A 22,541-nucleotide genomic window follows, 5' to 3' on the forward strand; every position below is an offset into this window, starting at 1 on the left:
TTATTATAGGTCTGCTTTTTTTATGATGTGAATATTGTTTATGCATCTGATTACTCATCCTAGAAATTAAGGAGACATACTATGAATAAGCCACTTTTACTGGTCTTTCATCCCGATTTAAATCAGTCCAAGGTTAATCGTGCTTTGGTTGAAGCATTAAAGCTTCGAAACCAAATCGATATTGTTGATATTCAAGAGTTATATAATGGATCTCTAGATATAATGAAAGACGGCGCAATTGAAGCCCAACGTCTAATCTCTGCTTCACACATCATTTTCCAGTTCCCTATCTATTGGTATTCAGTTCCTCCAATTTTCAAAACTTGGATGGATGCGGTTTTAACGCGGATGTTTTATCTTTTTTATGAACAGGAAGGTCAGAATATTAAAGGTAAATCACTTTACCTACATGTTACGGTTGGCAATTTGAATTCGGCATATCAAAAACAAGGACAAAATGGCTTCACCCTAGATGAGCTCATGGCACCTTTAAAAGCTACTGCACGTCGATGCGGATTAAACTGGCACACACCTCATGCTGTTTTTAATGCAAATCAATTAGATGAAAATGATATAGAAAAAGAAATTTCATTATCTTTAAAGCAGTTTGAACAATGGGGGATATTCAATAATGCTCCTCTTACTTATTCATGCTAGTGCTAACAATAAAAAACGCACTCCTGAAAATCAGTAGTGCGTTTCGGAGTTAAAGTAATATCTTATTTTTTAAACGGTAAAGCATATTTAAAGATACGCCCCACAACCTGTCCAAACTGTTTAGCCAGACTCGCGTTGTTATAATTTAGACCATATTTTTTACATACAGCTTCAACTTTTGGAGCCATTTGGCGATAACGGCGCGCAGGTACATCAGGATATAAATGATGCTCGATTTGATGGCTCAAATGTCCGCTTAAGATATGTAATGCTTCTGAACCTTTTAAGTTTGAAGAACCACGAATCTGACGCATATACCAGTGACCACGGCTTTCTTCCTGTAAAACAGACTTTGGAAATACTTCTGCATCTTTAGTAAAGTGACCACAGAAAATAATCGTAAATGTCCAGATATTACGAAGACCATTCGCAACCAAGTTTCCTGTCAAAACAGGTAAAGCTGCTGGCCCTGCAATTAATGGGAAAAAAACGTAATCTTTGAAAAGCTGGGTACCAATCTTTTTATTTACTGGTTTCAATTCTTCCAAGAATTTAGCCATGCTCTTACGCTTGTAAAGAACGCGACCAATTTCAAGGTTTTGAATCGCTACGCCCCATTGGAACAATAAGCAAAATGGAATGCTATAAACGGGTTGAAGCAAGAAACCAGGCTTCCAACGTTGCTCTGGGAATAAACGAAGTAAACCATAACCAATATCATCATCGATACCTTTAATGTTGGTATATGTGTGATGTTTATAGTTATGCGTTTGACGCCAGTTATCAGAAGTACCGACAGTATCCCATTCGTAAGTTTGACCATTAAATTTAGGATCGTTCATCCAGTCGTATTGGCCATGCATAACGTTATGACCAAGTTCCATGTTTTCCATAATTTTAGAAAAGCCTAATAGACCTGTTCCTAAAATCCATGCTGGTGGGAACCAACCTGCAAACAAACATGCTCGGCCTAAAAAACTACTGTAGCGAACTGCTGCATAGACACGGCGGATATATTTAGCGTCTTTTTCACCCAAATCATCCAATACTTCTTGTTTGATCTGATCAAGCTCTTTTGCAAATGCGTCAAGTTCTGCTGGAGTCAAATCGCGATTTTTAGGATTTTTAAAATATTCGACTTTCACTGGCATATTCATAAAAGTTCTCTCTTAAAGATCAATAACTAGATCAGATTGTGCTGAGTTCACACAAATTTTGAGTAATTGGCTTGGTTCGGTATTTTCACTACCGTTGAGTAAGTTACGTGTAGAACCTTGAGCTTTACTACAAACGCACTTATTACAAATTCCCATACGGCAGCCATGTGTTGGCTTAAGTCCTTCATGTTCAAGACTCACCAAAATTGATTCGCCTTTTGGAATTGCAATAACCTTATTAGACTGGGTTAATGTGACATTTACATAACCAACTTCAGCCGTACTATCACGCGTTAAGCTAAAAGCTTCTGTTAATACAGTCGGTGCTTTTTCAAAAAGCTGTTCCACTGTTGAAACGAAGCCAGAAGGTCCACATGCATATATGGTGCTATTTTCCAAATCGTCTACTAATGCTAAATGCTCTGCATTTAAACGTTCATCATTTGGTGTTTCTTGTGTATAGAAAACCTGATAACTAAAATTTGGAAATTGCTGTGCAACTTTTTCAAAGTATTCAACAAAAGCTGCATCTGAGCGTTGCTTTACCCAATATAAAAGCTGTACTTGAACTTTATCTAACTGCTGGCTTTGTTTAATTGCAGTGATTAAGCTCAACATTGGGGTAATACCACTACCTGCAGCTAGCATAATTAATTTTGGTGTTTTGATATTTTGTTGCATGTCGCCATAAGGCTGACCAAGCTCAAAAACATCACCAATTTGGCTTTCAGTCATAAACCAGTTACTGACAATACCATCAGCCACTTTTTTAATCGTTAAACGTAAATGTTGTTCGTCAATTTGCGTCAAACTATAAGTACGTTCATAGCGACGACCAGCAATTTCAACAATGACAGGATGATGCTGGCCTGCAACGCCCATTTTCACTAAGCGGTTACATTTTAGCGTCAAGCTCACCATGTCGTGAGCGACAAATTCTTTTTTTACAATTTGAACAAGGCCATGTTTTACAGACCATAAAGGATTAACTTTTTGTAGCCAGAAATTAGCCATTTCTTTATCAAAGATGGCTTGTGTCAATGAATTGAATAGAGAATTTCTCTTTTCGATTGCTTGCATAACTGAGGCTCTGTCGCTCTTTTTTTAATTATTATACACATGTATATATATTTGTATATACACACGTACTTTTAATTACAATTTCACAAGTTCAGCTTCTAAGGCTATAATCCTGAGAGTTTATAAATATATTGAACAGCATGACCCAATCTTCACTTTCTCAGAACCTGAATGACACACCTCAACAACAAGATGTCATTGAAATTAAAACAGCTACGCGTTCTGTGGGAAGAAAAGCGACAATTACTAAAGAAGAACTTTTTCAGGCTGCACTCAATCTGATTGGCCCACAAAAGAGTATTGCTTCATTAAGTTTACGTGAAGTAGCACGAGAAGCTGGCATTGCGCCAAATAGTTTCTATCGACACTTTAAAGATATTGATGAATTAGCAATTTCTTTAATTGACCGTGCAGGTATCGTCTTACGTAAAATTATCCGACAGGCTCGCCTACGTGCTTCCTTGCAAGAAAGTATTATTCGCAGTTCTGTCGATATTTTTCTTCAGCAGCTCGATGCCGATGAAGGTAATTTAAGTTTATTACTACGCGAAGGTTTTACAGGTTCTACTTCTTATAAAGCTGCTGTTGATCGTCAATTAAACTTCTTTCAGCAAGAACTACAAGAAGATTTAATTCGTCTAGAGCACTTAAATAATAACCATCTGTACCACCCTGAACTCGTTGCAAAAGCAATTACTCAGCTTGTGTTTCACATGGGTGCCAAAGTGATTGATCTTCCAATTAATCAGCGTGCAGAAGTGGCTGAGCAAACCATGATTATGATTCGAATGATTTTAGAAGGTGCTCGGCATTTGGATGAAGCAGAAATTCGTTAAAATTGTCTAATGAATGGCTTGTTAATAAACAGGCCATTTTTACATCTAACTCTTCTATTTTCCAACAAAAATATAATTCACCGATTGAAGCGAATAGCTTGCGAGAGTATAAATAATTATTCCATTTGCTCTTTCTTCTATATTCCCAACGATCTCAGGGATCAACATGCAAAATTTGAATAATCGTCAAAGTCTGATTGCAAGCTACATTCTTATGGGCATCTTTTTGCTTTCGGTTATCCCATTACATCTATTAGCCAGTTTTTTTGCAGGCTTCCTTATTTATGAAATTATTATTAGCTTGAGTTCGGTTGTTGAACGTTACATTGATGGTCAAAGAGCCCGTATTTTCATTAGTATTTTATTAAGTATTATTACGATCTCACTCATTGCCTTTTTCTTTACAAGTTTAATTAGCTTTGTAGTTCATGATTTAAAAGGTGTAGGCATCCATAATATCAACAGTAAAGTCGATCAGACGCTACTGCACTTACAGGCTGAAATTAGCAAATATCTTCCGGGTTATATTCCAGATAGCGTGACAGAATTAAAAGATGAAATTTTCGCGTTTATGAAAGATAACGTGACTATATTGAAAAATACCAGTTCAGATATCTTACATAATTTCGTGACGATGGTTATGGGCCTCATTATCGGTATTTTGGTGGCTATACATGGTTTTCATCGCCGCACTCCCCAACCTGTTTTTAAATCTCTTCTGATCCAACGTATTCAGAAACTATCAATTTCATTTAAAAATGTTGTTTTTGCACAGATAAAAATTTCAGCAATTAATACGCTGCTCTTTATTTTATTTGCTTTTGTTTTATTACCGCTTTGGGGAGTGCATCTTCCTTTTGCCAAAACGCTTACTATTTTGACCTTCATGTTTGGACTGATTCCAATTTTAGGTAATCTTATTTCCAATACATTGACGTTCATTGCTGCTCTTACTGTTTCACTTGGACTCGCAGGTGCAGCATTACTTTATCTCGTTCTGGTTCATAAACTTGAATATTTTATTAATGCTAAAATTATTGGGCATAAAATCAATGCAAATGCATGGGAAATTTTATTAGCAATGCTGGTATTTGAGTCAATTTTTGGCTTAGGCGGTTTAATCGCAGCTCCAATTTTCTATGCATATTTAAAATTAGAACTCAAAGATGCTGGTCTCATCTAATTCAAAATTGATGTACAAAAAAAGCGCCCTCTAGGCGCTTTTTTTATGTTGAATTAATTATGGCTTAACCACAACTAATACTTGAATTGCTTCTGGTGTAACAGTTAAACCTTCTAGCAAGCTCAAGCCTTCTTTTTGCAGCTTTTGTAAACGGTCAATTTCATCTTGACGAATACTTGGGTTGAACTGTTTTAGATAAGTTAAACGGTCAATTTCATATTGCCATTTATTGCCATAGTGTTCTTTTGCTTGCTGTTGAAGCTGAGGTAAATCAACTTTCGCGATATCCAACGCTTGTTTATAACGTTCTTCAATGATATCACGGCGAGCTTTAACCACTTGACGACAGCTATTGCCATCTAAGTGATGTAAATATGGTTTCAAAATTGCTGGATCAATTTTTTCAGACAAATCCTGACCAGTTTCGCTTAATAGCACACGAATTAATTGCTTAGGCAAGCTCGATGGTAAGTTCAACGCCTTAGGCGCAACTACATCGACTTTAAACCATACTTCAATTAATACTGAACCCTGCTTTAACGCATTAGATTTGAGTACAGCAACATTCGTACTACCAAATGATTGCGTACGAATCATTTCCATCACACTTTCAATGAATGGATGCTCTAAAGTTAAATATTGGGCATCTTCACGAAGCTGAGCCTGATCGCGATAGAAAGTAGCGGTCATGCCTTCTTCGTCTAGCGCCAAACCTTGCACTTGCATTTGGTCTGTTGGACGAATAATTACAGTACCGTTACTTTGCTCATCAAAGTCAATATTAGTTGAAGACATGAAACGCTTCACAAACATTGGTAGCGTTGTATTGTCATCATAATCTTCTAAAGCCTGAACAATCTCTTGCGCCACGATAGGACGACATGAGTTATATTCAAGTAAACGATCTCGGCCCGCTTGAAGTTCAGCTTCCAAAGCTTGACGTTGAACATTCACTTCTTCAAGCAAATCTTCAAATGTTTGACCTTGGTCTGCCAGTAAACAGTCTTTTAATTCAACAATAAAATTCTCTTGCAGCGTTTGCGCTGTTGGCGAAATATTGCTGAAAATATTAAGTGCTTCATTGTACCAACGGAACATACGTTCTTGAGCTGTTCCCACAAGATATGGCACATGAATCTGAATACGGTTTTCTTGACCAATACGGTCTAGACGTCCGATACGTTGCTCTAAAACATCTGGGTTAGCTGGTAGATCAAATAAAATTAGATCACTGGCAAATTGGAAATTACGGCCTTCCGAACCAATTTCCGAACACAGGAGAATCTGTGCACCATAGCTTTCTTCAGCAAAATAAGCCGCTGCCTGGTCACGTTCAAGTAAGCTCATGCCTTCATGGAACATTGCAGTACGAATGCCTGCATGCAAACGCAATACATTTTCTAAAGCTTCAACAACTGGTCCACTACGCGCAATTAAAAGCACTTTTTTATGCTTGAGATCTTTGCGCAGAATTTCCATTACCCATAGCACACGTGGGTCATTTTGCATCCATGAACCATCAAGTTGTGCTTCTTCCGGCCACATTTGCTCACGCAGTTTCCCATCTTTTGACCAATCTTCTGGTGCTGGTAATGGTGCTGGCTGACAATCACGCCCTGGGAAGCCTTGAATTGCTTCACGTGTATTACGGAATAGAATACGACCTGTACCGTGACGGTCTAATAATTCGTGAATTGCTCTAAAGCGCTGGTCAGGCTGGTCTTCAATACTGTGACCTAACAAGCCCTCTAAAGCAGACAAATGCTCTGGAGCTAAAGGCTGATCAGACATGAGTACTTCAGCAATTTTTGCAGTCTGCTGGTATTGAGTTTCTTCATCTAAGAAGCGCTCTAAACTGCTAAAACGCTGCGGATCAAGTAAACGTAAACGTGCGAAATGACTTTCCACACCAAGCTGTTCAGGTGTTGCGGTAAGCAATAACACCCCAGCCGTATTTTCAGCAAGCTCTTCAATTAAATCGTAGCGATCATTACCGCCTTCTTCTTCACTCCACATCAAATGATGTGCTTCATCGACCACAAGCAAATCGAAGCCAGCTTCTATGGCTTGCTCACGCAAATCATCATGGTCAACCATTAAATCAACGCTGGCAATAATGCATTGCTCAGTCAAGAACGGGTTAAGTTCTGGATCATGTTCTTTAATAGATGCGGTACGTGTTAAATCAAATAGAGAGAATTGCAAGTTAAAACGACGGCGCATTTCAATCATCCACTGATACTGTAGAGAATCAGGGACTAAAATAAGAATTCGTTCTGAGCGACCGGTTTTAAGCTGTTGGTGGATAATTAAACCAGCTTCAATTGTTTTACCCAAACCCACTTCATCGGCAAGTAAAACACGAGGTGCAAAACGTTTACCAACTTCGTGTGCGATATAAAGCTGATGTGGAATTAAACCAACACGCGCCCCAACCATCCCACGTAGAGGACTATTCTGCATTTGTGCTTGCATAAGCATCGCTTCAATACGCAGGTCATACCACTCTTTATAGTCGACCTGACTTGCAAGCAAACGATCTAAAGGCTTCGACAACTGAATTTGCGCACCGATACGTGTTTCATTTAGCGCTTTACGATCTTGTTCACCATTTTCTAAGGTACGAACAACGTTGTAACGCAAAACACCATGTCGGTCTTCAACAGACTCAACAATCCACTTCTTGCCTTCTTGATCTTGAACTTCATCATTTGTGTTAAAGATGATACGAGATAGTGGAGCATTGTTACGTGCATAGACACGTGTCTCATCACTTTTGGGGAATAAAATGCTGACAGATCTTTCATCTACATCAATAAGCACACCTAAACCGAGTTCAGTTTCTGTGTCTGATAGCCAACGTTGACCAATAGCATACTGCTGCAATTTTTCCACCTTTCTCTCAAGTTCGCACTACATATTGTACGATGCAAATTAGCTTATTTTTGCATCTTTTTATGTAGTCTTTAAAGCAAAATTTTGAAGCAAAAACCAATTAAATGACTTTGCTACAAAAAATCACGCATTAAAATTTTTACATTAAAACGGTACAGGACAGTCAAAAGTTAATGTTTCTGCTGTGACAGGATGATTAAAACTTAACTGTTTGGCATGCAAACATAAACGCGGAACAAGTTGCTGCTCCGGTGTTGCATACAGCGTGTCACCTACAATTGGATGCCCAAGATATTGCATGTGTACACGGAGTTGATGGGATCGGCCCGTAATTGGTGTTAATTTCACACGAGTTACAGGCTGTCCCTGAATCTGAAAATGTTCTATTGCCTGCCAATGTGTTAAAGCAGGTTTGTTGTGAGAAGCGTCGACAATATGTAAAGGTGGTCGGCTTGGATCATAGATGACAGGAATATCTACAGTCCCCTCACCCTCTAAATGACCTGCGACAAGTGCTTCATATATTTTTGAAGTCTGACGATCCTGAAATTGACGTGCAATTGCACTTTGACCGCGCTTTGATAAACCAAATACTAAAATACCTGAAGTATCTCGGTCTAGACGATGAATGAGCAAAGTTTTAGGTTCAATTGCAACCAACCTTGTCAAAACACTATCATGTAAATCACCTTTACCAGGAACACTCAAGATGTCCGAAGGTTTATGAATCACCATAAAATCATCATCACGATAGATCAGATGTTCACTTAGAAAATCACTCAAAGTTGTATTCCCAAGGCAAGATGAAAAACAAGCGGGCAATAATAAAAAGCTTACGTCCGAATTACAATGCCGTTCGGGTAAATTAACAGCATAATTTGCAAATATTATGGATCACTTGGAGTCTATAGTTAGTCAAGGCTTCAATAACTGCATAATATGCTGCAATGTCGGTGCTTGCATTAACTCTTCAGCGCTCAAGCTCGCACCATTTGCACGCCAAAGTTCGACCAGATAATCCACAGCAGACTGATCTAATCCGTAGTTTCGTAAATCTATTTCCGGGTGAATCTCCATGGGGTGTCGCCCCACCTGTTCAGCAATTGCCAATAAAATTCCTTTATCCGACAAAATATATTCAGACGGCGCACTTAAAGACCATAGGCGCATTAAGGTCTGTGTATTTAAATGTTTTATATGGTCAAAACTGATCTTTTCAACCCATTGAATGTGCTGCTCTAGATTAGCTGCCAAGATCGCATCATTCACAATAGCTACATAATCGGTAATAGATAAAACAAGCTGCATGACTTGTTTAAACAGCGGTGACAAATCACCAGCCATTATCACTTGGGCTTTAGCATTTGAAGACAGTCGCTGGCCCAACTGCAACATGGTTTGTTGAAGCTGAGATGCATCAATAAAAATAACTGGAATTTCGAGGGCCTGTGCTCTTTTACTTAGCAATTCTAAATGATCGGCTAATGGCTGGTGCGCCCAGTCAGGTGATTTTTCAAGTTCATTTAGCCCAACCATGAGCAAAATACTTTGCGTAGACTCAATTGACCAATTTGAAGTATTTGCTGCTAATTGAATTTTTCGAGGTAAAGGATAAAACATTGTTCTCTACAAATATAAAAATAGCTCAAATTAAAAAGCCCGTTTAACACGGGCTTTTTTGCTTACTTCATTTCAGCGAAAGTTTCTTTGGCAGCTTGAATCGTATATTCAATATCTTCATCAGAATGAGCAGATGAAATAAAGCCTGCTTCAAATGCTGAAGGTGCTAAGTTTACTCCACGTTTTAACATGCCATGGAAGAACTTTTTGAAAGCTTCAATATCACACGCCAACATTGAGTCAAAGCTTGTAATGTCTTCTTGGTCTGTAAAGTAAAGACCAAACATTGCACCAGCTTGCTGAGTTTTAAATGGAATACCTGCTTCATTTGCTGCGGCTTGTAAGCCTGCAAGTAACTTTTCAAGTTGAGCAGATAAATTACTGTAAAACTCTGGTTGGCGAAGATGTTTGAACATTTCAATACCCGCACGCATAGCAAGTGGGTTACCAGACAAAGTACCTGCTTGGTATACGCCACCTAAAGGTGCGATACATTCCATGATTTCACGCTTACCACCAAATGCACCAACAGGTAAGCCCGCACCAATAATTTTGCCTAAAGTCGTTAAATCAGGTTTAACGTTATAAACCGATTGAGCGCCCCCTAAAGCAACACGGAAACCTGTCATTACTTCATCAATAATGAATACAGATTTATATTCATCACACACATCACGAATGGCTTGTAAGAAACCGTCGATTGGTTTCACCATATTCATGTTACCTGCGACAGGCTCAATAATAACACCAGCAATTTCATGACCAAATTTAACAAAGCATTCTTTTAATGCTGCAATATCGTTGTAAGGTAGCGTTAAGGTGTGTTTAGCAAAATCAACAGGCACACCTTTCGAAGTCGGCTCACCCTCACCTAAGGTAAGTAAGCCTGAACCTGCTTTTACTAAAAGTGAATCAGAGTGACCATGGTAACAACCTTCAAACTTCACAATCTTGTCACGGCCAGTGTAACCACGTGCTAAACGAATAGCCGTCATGGTCGCTTCTGTACCAGAGTTAGTCATACGTACCAATTCAATTGATGGCATGATTTCACAAATAATATCTGCCAAGGTTGTTTCATGTACGGTTGGCGCACCAAAACTTAAACCATCTTCTGCGGCTGTTTGTACTGCTTTAATAATTTCTGGATGAGCATGGCCCAAAATCATTGGTCCCCAAGAACCAACATAGTCAACATAACGCTTGCCATCTACATCCCATAAATAAGCACCTTTTGCTTTCTCGATGAAAACAGGTGTTCCTCCAACGCCATTAAAGGCACGTACCGGAGAGTTCACACCACCTGGAATGTGTTTGCTGGCTTGTTTAAATAACTGTTCTTGCTTTGGAGATAAACTCATGGAAATGCTCGTCTTAAATATCTAAAAAATAATTTTGAAAGCTTAAGAAAATAATTGTGCCCAGGCCTGTACACGGGCAGGAATTTCAGCAGTTGATCGGCCTAATATATCACTAATGACTGCACAGAGGTCAGCCCCAGCCTCAATCACAGGTTTTGAGTTTTCAACAGTTAAACCACCAATCGCGCAAATTGGTAAATCATATTGGGCGGCTGCTTGCTTAATCACTTCGATACCCACATTACCTGCTTCCGGTTTTGTAGAGGTCGCATAGACTGCACCAAATGCAATATAAGTCGCGCCATCTGCAATTGCTTTTTGTGCAAGCTCTAACGAATTCAGACAAGTACGGCCAATAATGACACCTTCTGGTAACTGCGATTTTGCGTCTGTAATTTCACCGTCACTTTGCCCTAAATGCACACCTAAACCAAACTGAGCAGCCAGTTTTAGGTCATCATTAATCACAAAAGGAACTTGATATTTTTCACATAAAAGTTTGATTTGTTCAACTTCAGCAAGCTGGTCAGCTTTTTCTATTTTCTTACGGCGGTACTGTAAAATTGCGACCTGACGAGTTGCGAGCGCGGCGTCTAATTTTTCTAATAATAATTGGATTGGGTCATCATTGGTAATGAGGTATAAACCGCGCATACTCTACTCTCGCTTTAAAAAACTTTGCTAGTATAACGGATTTATAGGACATCATAAGTACCGATTGATATAGGCTTACCAGTACCAATCGGTATATTAAGAATAGAAAGTAAAATTAACTTGGTATTTTGTCATGCTTGCGATCAGTCAAACTCAAACGACCACGTGCAACATCAGACAACATTCGCCAATCAGAAATAAAGCTATAGAAAGGTTGTTTAAAACTGGCAGGCTTATTTTTTTCAAACACAAAATGTCCAACCCAAGCATTTGCGTAACCCGCTACCAAACCATAGAGCACATATTTGGCCTGTTTCTTACGAATTGCTTTTGAAAAAAAGTATATGCCAATACTGCTGCCCACCACATGTAAACGTCTGCTCATGATGTTACGGTGTTCAGTTAAATAAAAACGATAAAATTCCTGATAGTTTTTAATCGGCAATTCAAACTCTGGCTGAGCTTCATGGCTAAAGTTTACTGGTGCATTCACGATCATCTTCCTGATTTTTATTTGATCAAAACGTCACCTGATTGTACACCTAAATAAAAGCCTACCGACATATATTTGATTGTAACTTTCTCTATCAAAACCATTACTTTTAGTACTAAGCGATTATACTTATTCAAGATAGTTTAAATACCTGATTCAGGGAGATATATTATGGTCGAAGTCGAACTAAAGTTTCAGTTACCTGAATCGAAGAAAAAAACTGTCCAGCAATACTTAAAAAAACATAAAGCGAAATATATTCACTTACAGGCCAAGTATTACGATACCCCTGATCGATTACTCGCAAAAAATGGCATGGCCCTACGTTTACGTAAAGAAGATGATCAATGGGTACAAACATTTAAAGCCGCAGGTCAAAGCCACCTACACCGTGTTGAAGAAGAAATTCATTTAGGTGCTTGTGACCAAGAACCTGACTTAAACCTTGAGTTATATCAAGATAATAAAGTCGTAACTGATTTAATTAACGCGGTTTTAGGAACGCAAGCTGAAAAACTGAGTTTGCAGTTTGAGACGGATGTACAGCGCACTTATCATGTGTTTGAAGCAGATAATACGGCTATAGAAGTTTGTTTAGATGACGGCGTCGTAAAAACAGCAGATATACAAAGTATAATTTGTGAAGTCGAATTTGAACTTAAGCAAGGCGCAGTAAAAACGCTAATTCAATTTGCACAGCAATGGATTAATCGTTACGCCCTTTGGCTTGATGTAAGAAGTAAAGCCGAGCGTGGTAATTTATTAGCACTGGGACAAGCAGCTTCACCCGCTGTCCATGCCAAAGCGCTGACATTAAATAAAGATATTACTGCTGAACAGGCCCTAAAAAAGATTGTCGAAAACTGTTTAGGACAATTTTTACCAAATATGGCTGCAATTGCCGATGGAGTTGCCGAACCTGAGCATATTCATCAGGCACGTGTAAGTTTACGTCGTTTACGCAGTGCTCTAAAACATTTCTCTGGCTGGTCTAGCGAGCTAAACCCTGTTTGGGAAGAACAAATTGCCGAGCTTTTCCGTAAGCTTGGAGACACTCGCGATGAAGATGCTATTCGTACCGAGGTGTTACCTGTCATTCAACAACATGGTTCGCCTGAGCTTTTACTACCTGTTTCAGTCCAACCCTCAAAAGAACTCTCAACAATCTTTACCTCTGCGGACACGATTAAGCTATTACTTGATTTATTAGCATTTGCTTATTCAGAAGAAGATTCAGAGAGCAAAACTGGTGGGTTAAAAAAACATATTAAAAAGAGTTTAGATAAGTTACATCATAAAGTGATTAGCCATGCTGACCATTTCTCTGAGCTTGAAGTTGTTGAACAGCACAAAATAAGAAAGCAAGCTAAGCAGTTACGTTATTGTGTTGAGTTTATTTCAAGTCTTTATCCTGACAAGAAAGTACAGCAATATTTAAAACAGCTACAACCTGTACAAAACACTTTAGGTCACTATAACGACTTATTTATTGCGGAAGGTATTTTCAATAAAGCTGTCGAAAATGACCCATCTTTCTGGTTTGCTTTAGGCTGGGTAAAAGCCAAACAACCGCAGCTACAAAAGCGTTCAGCAAAAGCTTTACAAACGTTTAGTCAGACTGAAACTTTCTGGTAATTTATAAAAAGTCGCTGTAAATATGCAGCGACTTTTTATCTGTATTTACCAAATACTTTCCATACACCATTATCTGCTAATGGGTCATTATAGCTATCACTGCGCTGCTTTCTTGGTTTATCACGAGCATCGACCAATTTAAAATGCGGCTCAACCCCTAACACAATACCATTAGTATAAAACCGCGAACGGGTATATTCACTTTGCCCGTGCTGGAATACATAGGTTCTTAAATCAATGAATTCACGGTGAGCAACTAGAGCCGCGGTATCGTCGCTTTGCAACCATTCTTGCATCGTAAAAATCTGATCAGTTTCGAACTGCCCGCATTTTTCAATAAGACTTGCAACACCACGGAAAGTTTTCGATTCTTTTGCGCGTGTTTTATTAATCCGAATTCGGTCTACATGAAAAAAGAATAGCGGTAAATTTAAATGACTTGGCAAATGAATGGCATCTGGTAATTCATCTTCCATAAATGGCTGAAAAAGTTCTTGTGCTCTTTCAATTAGACCTTGCCATTGGTGATAATAATTTTCGACTTCTTCTTGCAAGCCATAATAAATCGGCAGTCCTTCGACATGCTCTAAATATTGAGGTGGGAAAACATGCTGACGTAATAAAGCAATATCTGTTTTTAAACTTTGAATAGCAATTGCATCTTGCATATTAAACTCTCCAACCAATACTTAGGCTATTTACAGACTAAGTCAAAGGTTTTGTTTCCGCAAGCGTTTGCCTATAATAAGCAGCTCTATTTTTGCGGGAATAAGTCATGTCTCAAAAGATTAATGCAACAGATATTACTGAAGAAGAAGCGTTAAATGCGGTTTTCTTTGAGCGTGCGGATGAATTCATTAAACAAGCCAATGATTTTTGTCGCCCGCAAAAAGGTGAAAAGCCAGATCCAGCCGAACTGCGTGGTCAAGTAAGTGCAGCAATGTTGTTTGCTAGTGCCCGTTTTAACACGTGGGTAGCAGCAAATAATTTTAAAGATGGCGAAGAAATGCGCGCTGCTAAAGATCAAGTGATGTCTTACCTTGTGCAACAATTTCAAATGATGCTTGAAGATAACTTTGATGAGTACTGTGAACAGTTCGAAAATTATTTACGTTTCCGTAAAAATGAAGATTTTCATACGCATAAACATGATCATTAAGATGATTTAAACATCCAAATAAAAAGCCACAATTGAGTGGCTTTTTATTTGCAATAAGACTTTATTTTTTTGCTGCCTGACCATATTGATCAGCCATCACTTCGACTAAATGTTCAGGTTTAATATACTTTTTAATTACTGCATTTACGTCTGCAACAGTTAGTTTAGTCAAGTTCTGATCATGTCGAATTCGGTCTTGCAATGTTTTATCTGTTTCAAGCTGTAGATTTAACATTCCATGAATATTACGTTCATCTTCTAATGCCGTAACTCGTTTCTTCATGATATCTGCTTTAGCAGCTTCAAGTTCTTGCTCAGTCACGCCATTTTTCAACAAGTCATTCAACACTTTATGTATTGATGCAGACACTTGCGCTGAGCGCCCCGAAGTATAATTTGCACTAATGCTTAAGGCGCCAACATTCGTATCACGGTCAAGTTGCAGCCCACTTCCAAAACCATAGACTAGCGCATTTTTCTCACGAAGCTCTTGAGCCAAACGTGATGAAATTTGAGACTCACCTAAAATATAGTTAAGTAAAATTAATGCAGATGCATCTGGATGGTTTTTCCCAACTGGAATTGAAAGCACACTCTGATAGCTACCAAATTCGCGCTGCTCAGACAAAACATGAACTTGCTGTGCTGGAAAATCCACATGATTAATCAAGATTTTTTGATAAGGCTGTTTACCATTCCAACGACCAAATTCCTGATTAAGTAATTTCTGCATTTTTTTCGCATCAAATTTACCCGTAATGGCAATTTGAGCATGGTTCATTGCAAAGAAACGCTCGTACAACTCTTTTACTTGCTCTTGAGTTGCATTTTTCAATTGCTGTTTTGCCAGTTCAGGTTCAAAGTGATAACGCAAATCACCCGGTTGATATTCTTCAAGCAAACGTGAAAGTGTTAAGCCAGCTACTACATCTGGTTCGGTATAAGGGCGATCAAGGCTCGATAAACTTTGTGATTTAATTAAATCAAATTGAGATTGCTCAAATTTTGGATTTTTCATCACATCAAGAACAAACTCGAAAAACTCATCAAATTTTTCAGATTTAGATTGAATATTAATGGTCATGCCATTGCCGTCAGCACTTGCATAAGCTGCGCCACCCGCATCAATCGATTTATCAGCAATATCTTGCAAACTGTATTTATCAGAACCACGAAGCAATAAGTATGAGGTTAAATCAACGACCGTCCCTTTATTAAATAAAGATTTTTCTGTTCCGAAGTCCATTGTAATCGTCGCATAAGTACGATCATCACGTGTTTCAACTGGGAATAAAGCGTACTTCATTCCATTTTTCAGTTTTCCACGGATAATCTTTTTCTCATTGCTTTCAACATATTGCTTAGAAGTTTTTAAAAACTCCGCGACTTCTTGTTGATACACCTTTGGATCTTTTAAAGGCTCTGCCTTTGCTTCTACCTGATCTAGAGTTTTAGGTGCCTCTTTTGCATTTTGTTGTTGAGCTTTTTTCTGATCTTCAGGTGTTGGCAAAATATCACCGTCAATACGATGCTCAGCCACAAGGAACTGTTTTAAAGTTTGATTCACTTGGTCTAACTTAACGTTTTCTACTGAATCTAAATCTTTAAAATATTGATCCCATTGTCCGCCAGCGACGGTGTAATCACTTAAACGTGACCCAAGTGCTACCGCATCTTTAGTAATTAAATCGCCTTGGGTTTTCATTAAACTCTTAACACGATTTAATTCAACTTCAGTAAAAGGCTTTCCTTTCTCAATACCAGCGAGCAGAGAGCTTTCAACTTTTTTAGGGTCATTACTTGGTGCATAAATGGCACCCAGAAACACCACATTAAAATCTTGGTCTAACCACGTACTTGCATCAACATTTGTGGTAATGCCCGTTTCAACCATATTCTGGTATAGGTGACCACTTGGCTGCATGGTATATAACAAAGGCGCTAAAGCGAGTGTCGGCTGAATTTTGGTATTTTTACCATTCATATAGATATGGAATTTAGCGAGATCGCTCCCCTTTTTCACCACAAACTGACGATTTTTTATTTTTGTAGAGTCGAGCACAGGAATCTGTACAGGCTTAGGAACATCACGCGCCGCGATTGGGCTAAAGTATTGATCAATAGTTTTTAAGACATCTGTCTTATCGAACTTACCTGAAATCACCATGACTGCATTATTAGGCGCATACCAGCTACGATAGAACTGATTCAATTCAGGCATTTTAATAGATTTAAGTTCAGGTAAATCACCAATCGGTAAACGACCTAAATATTGGTTACCATAAGCTGACTTCCACATTTGATCCATCAGGACAGCAAAAGGCTGATCCATACGGACTTCACGTTCGCGTTTTACGATTTCGATTTCAGAAGGAACAAATTTTTCTTGTAGAACTAATTTATCCATACGTTCCGATTCAAGATATAACACTTCATTGAGCGCAGTCTTTTCCGGACGAACAATATTGGTATATTTGGTCGAATAATAATCTGTGCTGGCGTTCGTCATCAATGTATATTGATCTAGACGACGCTGGAATTCTTCCCCTTTAACGTTTTTTGTCCCTTTAAAAGCCAAGTGCTCAAGCAAATGTGCTAAACCGCTTTTACCTTGTGGGTCATTTAATGAACCTGTTAAATAAATGGTATTAATAAAGATTTTATTTTCTTTGTCATTCGGTGCAAGTACAACCCGAAAGCCATTATCTAATTTATATTCCTCAATATTTTGCTTGGTTTTTACTAATGTGGTTTGTGCAAAAGACGCAGCACTTAAACCAAGAATACATAGGGAGAGAGTCAGTTGTTTAAACTGCATAAACATATAAATACCAATTAATTTGAATAATAAAAAATCAATAGTTGTGGGACTATAGTAGGAAATTTAAGCTGACATTAATAGTAAAGTTTTGAAAAAAAAGCCGTTTATTTAAACGGCCTTATATTTTAAAGAAAAATTTCAGCTTGCATATAAAGTTTTCCGTAGCCTGAAATTTCAATACGCTCTTCAGACAGGATATTGCAATATAAAACCCCACCGCGGCTAGAAGCCTGATAAGCCGTAATATTATTTTTGCCCAGTTTTTCTGCCCATAACGGCGCTATTGCGGTATGAATTGAACCTGTAACAGGGTCCTCATTAATACCCGCGACAGGTGCAAAATAGCGCGATACACAATCGTATTGCTGGTCTGTTTTTGAGGTTATTGCAACCTCCATTCCTGTCGTTGTAATCGCAGTCCGTTTACCTAGGGTTTTGAGCAAGCTCATGTCAGGCTGCTCATCTAACACATCTTGTACTGATTCATACTCAACAATGTAGGCCTGAACATTTTGATAAACCGCTTTAAAAGGTTTGGTTAATGCCTCACGTAAAACAGCTGGGTAATCTTCGACTTGATGAGCCTTACGAATCGGAAAATCCATTCTGATTTTGCCATCATCATCTTGATGAACGATAAAAAGACCTAAGTTTCGAACATGAAAATTAATTGTCTTTTTCTCGGTAAAATCTTTAAAGATTACAGAAGCGCTAGCAAGTGTGGCATGTCCACAGAAATCAACTTCAACCGTTGGAGTAAACCAACGGATTTCATAATTTTCAGCGTCTATGATTTTTACAAACGCAGTTTCAGACAAGTTATTTTCAAGTGCTATCTTCTGCATTAAATCTGCATCTAGCCATTCTTTTTCAACAATCACAGCAGCCGGATTTCCACGAAATAGCTCTTTTGTAAAAGCGTCGACTTGATACATTTTCATGATAGTACTCTCTTTTGTAATAGACTCATTTTCGAAAATTATTTAAAAGAAAAACAGATACAGTTTTTTAAAAATTAACATCACAGTGGCAATTCACACATATAAAAAAACGGCTCATCCAGAGTAGATGAGCCGTTTAATATCAGCTTTTAATGATGTTGAGTTAACTCAATTTCATCTTCACTATTTAATATTTCTTTATCAGTCTGACCCATCAATTGACTCGTAACTACGCCCGCAGTCATTGAACCATTTACGTTTAATGCAGTACGCCCCATATCAATTAACGGTTCAATTGAAATAAGAAGTGCAACTAAAGTCACAGGTAAACCCATGGCAGGAAGCACGATTAGCGCAGCGAAAGTCGCACCGCCACCTACTCCAGCAACCCCAATTGAACTTAAAGTCACAATACCAACCAACGATGCAATCCACATTGGATCTAGAGTGTTAATCCCCATGGTTGGCGCAACCATCACCGCGAGCATTGCTGGATATAAACCTGCACAGCCATTTTGACCAATCGTTGCCCCAAAAGAAGCAGAAAAACTTGCAATAGATTCAGGAATACCTAAACGACGAGTTTGGGTTTCGATACTGAGCGGAATACTGGCAGCACTTGAACGACTGGTAAATGCAAATGTCAAAACAGGAGCAACTTTTTTGAAGAACTTAACTGGAGAAACACCTGTCAGGGTCAAAATAATGGCATGCACGACAAACATGATAGCTAGACCTAAATAAGATGCCACCAAGAAACCACCAAGGTTTAAGATATCTGCGACATTCGAACTTGCTACAACTTTTGTCATAAGTGCAAAAACACCATACGGTGTAAGTGTCATCACTAGACGAACCAGCTTCATTACCCAAGACTGCAAAGTCTGAATTGCAGTTAAAATACGCTGGCCTTTCTCTGCGTCATCTTTCATTAGGTTGAGTGCTGCTATCCCTAAAAAGACCGCAAAAATAACCACACTAATAATCGAAGTCGGGTTTGCACCCGTCAATTCAGCAAATGGATTAGTTGGAATGAAGGAAAGAATAAATTGCGGTACACTTAAATCGGTAACTTTGCTTACATAATCTGTATTAATGGCAGTCAAGCGTGCAGTTTCAGCAGCACCTTGCACTAAACCTTTTGCTGTTAAGCCAAATAGGTTAGTAACAAATACACCTACGAGTGCAGCAATCAGCGTTGTAAAGAGTAAAGTGCCGATCGTATAGAAACTGATTTTGCCTAAAGATGAGGCTTGGTGTAATTTTGCAACCGCTCCCAAAATAGACACAAATACCAAAGGCATAACGACCATTTGTAAAAGTTTTACATAGCCGTTTCCAACGATATTAAACCAGCTAATAGATTCAGCAAGAATCGGATGGCCACCGCCATAAATCAAATGTAGTCCTAAACCAAACACTACACCTAGAACTAAGCCAGCCAGAACTTTTTTCGATAAGCTCCAGTCTGTTTTACGTGTTTGGGCGAGTAAAAATATTAACCCGACAAAAACCACAATATTGATGATTAAGGGTATATTCATTCCCAAACTCCAAATTATTGCTTGTGTCATCTTTCAAGGGGGCATATTTGACCATAGCCGGCCTATATAAACTACCCTTTTCAACAATTTTATAGCATCAAGATGATTACAAACTTGCGTGAGAATATAAAATGACTTTTAAATACATATATATCACTTTTAACTTATAAATTAAGTGAGATATTTATGTATAAAAATCAGCCTCTACTTAAGCAACCTTTAATTCAAATTGTTGCTCAATAAAATGAATAAATTGCTTTAAATTGGTTCCCCATGTTTCTGGTAACTGGGCAACTAAATATGTAGTAAAAAAAGCAGATTCTGTATTTAGTGCAAAAGAATTGACTGAAACTTTATCTGCAACTTTTGTGAGATATGATTTCGGTAATAAAGCAAAACCAACACCCAACTCTACACAACTCACGATTCCGTCAAGGCTTCCCATTTCCATAATTTGCGAAGGCGGAATACTAAAATCATTCAAGAAAAGCTCTATGGCATGTCGATATGAACAACCTTGCCGAAATGCAATAAATCTAGTCTTTGCAAGGGTTGTCTTATCTGGAAAACTCTGTTGTTGCTTAGGACAAACCAAAACCAGCTCTTCATGCCACACAGGAAAACTATATAGCTCTGGAATCGCATGTTTAGAGGCAACAAAGGCGCAATCTAATTCCCCCCTATGCACAGCATTTAATAAATAACCTGTTGGATGAGTTTGAAGCTCAATAGGTAAAGTCGGATATTGCTGCATAGATTGATTGAGCAACTGTGGCAAACGTATTGCTGCGGTTGTTTCCATGCTACCCAAGCGAATGGTTTCATTCGGGTCAATATCACCTTCTTGAAAGATTTTCTTAGCTTTATCGTGCAATGCAATCATTTGAACAGCATAACTATGTAGCTGTTGTCCGGCATTCGTTAAAGTCACAGGATTATTACGATTGAATAGAATAACCCCCAACTCTTCTTCAAGTTTTTTTATATGGCTCGTGATATTCGATTGAACCGTATACATTTTTTGTGCAGCCAATGAAAAACTTCCACTCTCTGCAACCGCTAAAAAAAACTCTAGAGACTTAAGCAACATACCACTATCTCAAAACAAGATAATTAATATCATATTAAATCATTTTTAATGATTGATAAACTCGCTTTTAATAATAAAAAAATTGAGCGTCTTCTCATGTCTACATTTTATCGAATGAGCTCAGTTGTCTTTTTGGCAACTTGTTTGGGAATAGGTGTTTTTAGATTTTCCTATACTGCCCTCATGCCCATCATGATCGAGCAGTACCACTGGACCCATGATTTTGCCAGTTACTTAGGCAGTGCAAATTTATTGGGATATCTGATGGGTGCCTTATTAGCACTATTGAGTGTTAAAGAAAAGTACATCCCATCCCTCATCGTACTTTCGGCTATAGCTGGTAGCCTTAGCCTACTTTGCTGTTCATTCATGGATATGCCTCTGATGTGGTTCATTGTCTGGCGTACGATTTCAGGTATTGCCGGTGGTTTACTTATGATTTTGGCACCTAGCTTTGCAATGAAATACATTCCCACCACGCAAAGATTAAAAGTTAATTTTTTAGGATTTAGCGGAATTGGTGTGGGGGTTTTATCTGCCACCATTATTATTCCCCTACTTAAAAATATGCCCGTGCATTATGTTTGGGATATTTTTGCAGGTATTTCTCTCTTAGGAAGCTTAACTCTTTATCGCTTATTAAGTAGCAATACTGCCCAGATGATTAAACTGCAATTTACTACTTTACAAGCCTCACAAAAATCACATTTAGGTCTGGTGATTATTATTGCCTATATGTGTAGTGCCTTTGCCTATATTCCACATTCTTTGTTTTGGATGGATTATTTATCTGGAACTCTGCATTTTCCCTTACAGCAAAGGAATTTATTTTGGGTTCTCTATGGAGTGGGAAGCTGCATTGGTGCATTTGTCGCTTATTGCTTAAGCCGAATAGTGGGATATATACAGGCCATTAAATGGTTATATGGCATTTACTGCCTAGCCGTTGTTTTGCCTTTCCTTTCACAGACCACTTCTTTACTGGCCTTATCTTCGCTTCTGACAGGCTTACTCACTCCCGCAACCGTATTTATTAGTTCTTATAGTCTGCTACAGATTTATGAGCAACGTTATCAAAAGCTTTGGAGCCTTGCCACCATTGGGTTTGCTAGCACTCAGCTTTTAGGTGGGGTTGTCATAAGTACTTTGCATCATTTGCATTGGTCTTATGCCCATCTCTTTCTTTTGGGTGGAATCGTTCTTCTTTTTGCGGTTTGCCTTTTATTTCCTGTACGCCCTTCTTTCACCTCAACTCTCGGAGAAACCAAATCGTGAAAACTCTGTTCTTTCCTTTATTTCTAGTTGCTTTCGTTCTTATTATTCAAGCCCTAGACCAGAGTTATCAAAAGAAAACTGGTTTTATTAAAACTCCGAAACATCCCGAATTTATGCAATAAAGAAAGCCCTCAACTGAG

20 protein-coding genes are annotated in these 22,541 nt (G+C 38.4%); 7 read left to right on the forward strand and 13 right to left on the reverse strand.

All coding sequences use genetic code 11. The features are described 5' to 3' along the window. Positions 1-81: 81 nt before the first annotated feature. The gene (locus ACT53H_RS03175; RefSeq protein ID WP_476008600.1) at positions 82-657 is read left to right on the forward strand and encodes an NAD(P)H-dependent oxidoreductase; all 576 of its coding nucleotides are present in this window, start codon (positions 82-84) and stop codon (positions 655-657) included. 62 nt (positions 658-719) lie between these two features. Here ACT53H_RS03175 and ACT53H_RS03180 read toward each other — a convergent pair whose 3' ends face one another. Next, entirely contained in the window at positions 720-1,814 is a 1,095-nt protein-coding gene (locus tag ACT53H_RS03180) for a fatty acid desaturase family protein (protein ID WP_004790847.1), read from the reverse strand. 12 nt (positions 1,815-1,826) lie between these two features. Continuing rightward, complete coding sequence (locus ACT53H_RS03185; protein ID WP_238611822.1) at positions 1,827-2,894, reverse strand: ferredoxin reductase; 1,068 nt, start codon at positions 2,892-2,894, stop codon at positions 1,827-1,829. Between the two features lie 140 nt (positions 2,895-3,034). Here ACT53H_RS03185 and fabR point away from each other — a divergent pair, with 140 nt between their 5' ends. Next, complete coding sequence (gene fabR / locus ACT53H_RS03190) at positions 3,035-3,730, forward strand: HTH-type transcriptional repressor FabR (RefSeq protein WP_476008601.1); 696 nt, start codon at positions 3,035-3,037, stop codon at positions 3,728-3,730. A gap of 166 nt (positions 3,731-3,896) precedes the next feature. Beyond that, positions 3,897-4,913, forward strand: a complete 1,017-nt coding sequence (locus ACT53H_RS03195) for an AI-2E family transporter (RefSeq protein ID WP_004790840.1) — start codon at positions 3,897-3,899, stop codon at positions 4,911-4,913. 57 nt (positions 4,914-4,970) lie between these two features. Here ACT53H_RS03195 and rapA read toward each other — a convergent pair whose 3' ends face one another. The 6 genes from rapA to ACT53H_RS03225 all read right to left on the reverse strand — a co-directional run bounded on the left by rapA (position 4,971) and on the right by ACT53H_RS03225 (position 11,942). Further along, positions 4,971-7,808 (reverse strand): RNA polymerase-associated protein RapA, encoded by a 2,838-nt coding sequence (rapA, locus tag ACT53H_RS03200; RefSeq protein ID WP_476008602.1) that lies wholly within the window; start codon positions 7,806-7,808, stop codon positions 4,971-4,973. Between the two features lie 144 nt (positions 7,809-7,952). After that, a complete protein-coding gene (locus ACT53H_RS03205) occupies positions 7,953-8,591 on the reverse strand; it encodes an RluA family pseudouridine synthase (protein ID WP_005307342.1) in 639 nt (212 codons plus the stop codon). 132 nt (positions 8,592-8,723) lie between these two features. Next, positions 8,724-9,428 carry an acyl carrier protein gene (locus ACT53H_RS03210; protein ID WP_440202604.1) on the reverse strand — a complete coding sequence of 235 codons (705 nt, stop codon included), beginning with the start codon at positions 9,426-9,428 and terminating at the stop codon, positions 8,724-8,726. Positions 9,429-9,490: 62 nt separating this feature from the next. Further along, positions 9,491-10,789, reverse strand: coding sequence for a glutamate-1-semialdehyde 2,1-aminomutase (gene hemL / locus ACT53H_RS03215; protein WP_476008603.1), 1,299 nt, complete (start codon positions 10,787-10,789; stop codon positions 9,491-9,493). A 42-nt stretch (positions 10,790-10,831) separates the two neighbouring features. Next, positions 10,832-11,443: a thiamine phosphate synthase gene (thiE, locus tag ACT53H_RS03220; protein ID WP_174758553.1), complete on the reverse strand. Its 612-nt coding sequence runs from the start codon at positions 11,441-11,443 to the stop codon at positions 10,832-10,834. A 115-nt stretch (positions 11,444-11,558) separates the two neighbouring features. Further along, the gene (locus ACT53H_RS03225) at positions 11,559-11,942 is read right to left on the reverse strand and encodes an Mpo1-like protein (protein WP_111854442.1); all 384 of its coding nucleotides are present in this window, start codon (positions 11,940-11,942) and stop codon (positions 11,559-11,561) included. Positions 11,943-12,107: 165 nt separating this feature from the next. On the opposite strand from ACT53H_RS03225, the gene ACT53H_RS03230 reads away from it, so the two are divergent. Next, positions 12,108-13,571, forward strand: a complete 1,464-nt coding sequence (locus ACT53H_RS03230) for a CYTH and CHAD domain-containing protein (protein ID WP_476008604.1) — start codon at positions 12,108-12,110, stop codon at positions 13,569-13,571. A gap of 35 nt (positions 13,572-13,606) precedes the next feature. On the opposite strand, the gene ACT53H_RS03235 is transcribed toward ACT53H_RS03230, so the two are convergent. Continuing rightward, positions 13,607-14,239, reverse strand: a complete 633-nt coding sequence (locus tag ACT53H_RS03235; RefSeq protein ID WP_107882845.1) for a hypothetical protein — start codon at positions 14,237-14,239, stop codon at positions 13,607-13,609. A gap of 107 nt (positions 14,240-14,346) precedes the next feature. On the opposite strand from ACT53H_RS03235, the gene ACT53H_RS03240 reads away from it, so the two are divergent. Further along, positions 14,347-14,730 (forward strand): DUF3144 domain-containing protein, encoded by a 384-nt coding sequence (locus tag ACT53H_RS03240; RefSeq protein ID WP_312821053.1) that lies wholly within the window; start codon positions 14,347-14,349, stop codon positions 14,728-14,730. Between the two features lie 61 nt (positions 14,731-14,791). Here the strand turns inward: ACT53H_RS03240 and ACT53H_RS03245 are convergent, their stop codons facing one another. The 4 genes from ACT53H_RS03245 to ACT53H_RS03260 all read right to left on the reverse strand — a co-directional run bounded on the left by ACT53H_RS03245 (position 14,792) and on the right by ACT53H_RS03260 (position 21,126). Beyond that, positions 14,792-17,554 (reverse strand): M16 family metallopeptidase, encoded by a 2,763-nt coding sequence (locus ACT53H_RS03245; RefSeq protein WP_476008605.1) that lies wholly within the window; start codon positions 17,552-17,554, stop codon positions 14,792-14,794. Positions 17,555-17,676: 122 nt separating this feature from the next. Continuing rightward, entirely contained in the window at positions 17,677-18,492 is an 816-nt protein-coding gene (locus ACT53H_RS03250; protein ID WP_476008606.1) for a PhzF family phenazine biosynthesis protein, read from the reverse strand. Positions 18,493-18,641: 149 nt separating this feature from the next. Next, a complete protein-coding gene (locus tag ACT53H_RS03255) occupies positions 18,642-20,036 on the reverse strand; it encodes an L-cystine transporter (protein WP_238611830.1) in 1,395 nt (464 codons plus the stop codon). Positions 20,037-20,244: 208 nt separating this feature from the next. Next, positions 20,245-21,126, reverse strand: a complete 882-nt coding sequence (locus tag ACT53H_RS03260) for a LysR family transcriptional regulator (RefSeq protein ID WP_476008607.1) — start codon at positions 21,124-21,126, stop codon at positions 20,245-20,247. A 96-nt stretch (positions 21,127-21,222) separates the two neighbouring features. Here ACT53H_RS03260 and ACT53H_RS03265 point away from each other — a divergent pair, with 96 nt between their 5' ends. Then, the gene (locus ACT53H_RS03265; RefSeq protein ID WP_476008608.1) at positions 21,223-22,401 is read left to right on the forward strand and encodes a YbfB/YjiJ family MFS transporter; all 1,179 of its coding nucleotides are present in this window, start codon (positions 21,223-21,225) and stop codon (positions 22,399-22,401) included. Further along, the gene (locus ACT53H_RS03270; protein ID WP_476008609.1) at positions 22,398-22,523 is read left to right on the forward strand and encodes a hypothetical protein; all 126 of its coding nucleotides are present in this window, start codon (positions 22,398-22,400) and stop codon (positions 22,521-22,523) included. Before ACT53H_RS03265 ends, ACT53H_RS03270 begins: the two co-directional genes overlap by 4 nt. Positions 22,524-22,541 lie beyond the last annotated feature (18 nt).

It is taken from the genome of Acinetobacter sp. DMC2, from assembly GCF_056314305.1.

What these genes read in the sequence shown, in the direction of transcription:
- ACT53H_RS03175 (WP_476008600.1), top strand. Translation starts at nt 82, where the DNA reads ATGAATAAGCCACTTTTACTGGTCTTTCATCCCGATTTAAATCAGTCC.
- ACT53H_RS03180 (WP_004790847.1), bottom strand. Translation starts at nt 1,814, where the DNA reads ATGAATATGCCAGTGAAAGTCGAATATTTTAAAAATCCTAAAAATCGC.
- ACT53H_RS03185 (WP_238611822.1), bottom strand. Translation starts at nt 2,894, where the DNA reads ATGCAAGCAATCGAAAAGAGAAATTCTCTATTCAATTCATTGACACAA.
- fabR (WP_476008601.1), top strand. Translation starts at nt 3,035, where the DNA reads ATGACCCAATCTTCACTTTCTCAGAACCTGAATGACACACCTCAACAA.
- ACT53H_RS03195 (WP_004790840.1), top strand. Translation starts at nt 3,897, where the DNA reads ATGCAAAATTTGAATAATCGTCAAAGTCTGATTGCAAGCTACATTCTT.
- ACT53H_RS03210 (WP_440202604.1), bottom strand. Translation starts at nt 9,428, where the DNA reads ATGTTTTATCCTTTACCTCGAAAAATTCAATTAGCAGCAAATACTTCA.
- hemL (WP_476008603.1), bottom strand. Translation starts at nt 10,789, where the DNA reads ATGAGTTTATCTCCAAAGCAAGAACAGTTATTTAAACAAGCCAGCAAA.
- thiE (WP_174758553.1), bottom strand. Translation starts at nt 11,443, where the DNA reads ATGCGCGGTTTATACCTCATTACCAATGATGACCCAATCCAATTATTA.
- ACT53H_RS03225 (WP_111854442.1), bottom strand. Translation starts at nt 11,942, where the DNA reads ATGATCGTGAATGCACCAGTAAACTTTAGCCATGAAGCTCAGCCAGAG.
- ACT53H_RS03230 (WP_476008604.1), top strand. Translation starts at nt 12,108, where the DNA reads ATGGTCGAAGTCGAACTAAAGTTTCAGTTACCTGAATCGAAGAAAAAA.
- ACT53H_RS03235 (WP_107882845.1), bottom strand. Translation starts at nt 14,239, where the DNA reads ATGCAAGATGCAATTGCTATTCAAAGTTTAAAAACAGATATTGCTTTA.
- ACT53H_RS03240 (WP_312821053.1), top strand. Translation starts at nt 14,347, where the DNA reads ATGTCTCAAAAGATTAATGCAACAGATATTACTGAAGAAGAAGCGTTA.
- ACT53H_RS03245 (WP_476008605.1), bottom strand. Translation starts at nt 17,554, where the DNA reads ATGTTTATGCAGTTTAAACAACTGACTCTCTCCCTATGTATTCTTGGT.
- ACT53H_RS03250 (WP_476008606.1), bottom strand. Translation starts at nt 18,492, where the DNA reads ATGAAAATGTATCAAGTCGACGCTTTTACAAAAGAGCTATTTCGTGGA.
- ACT53H_RS03255 (WP_238611830.1), bottom strand. Translation starts at nt 20,036, where the DNA reads ATGAATATACCCTTAATCATCAATATTGTGGTTTTTGTCGGGTTAATA.
- ACT53H_RS03260 (WP_476008607.1), bottom strand. Translation starts at nt 21,126, where the DNA reads ATGTTGCTTAAGTCTCTAGAGTTTTTTTTAGCGGTTGCAGAGAGTGGA.
- ACT53H_RS03265 (WP_476008608.1), top strand. Translation starts at nt 21,223, where the DNA reads ATGTCTACATTTTATCGAATGAGCTCAGTTGTCTTTTTGGCAACTTGT.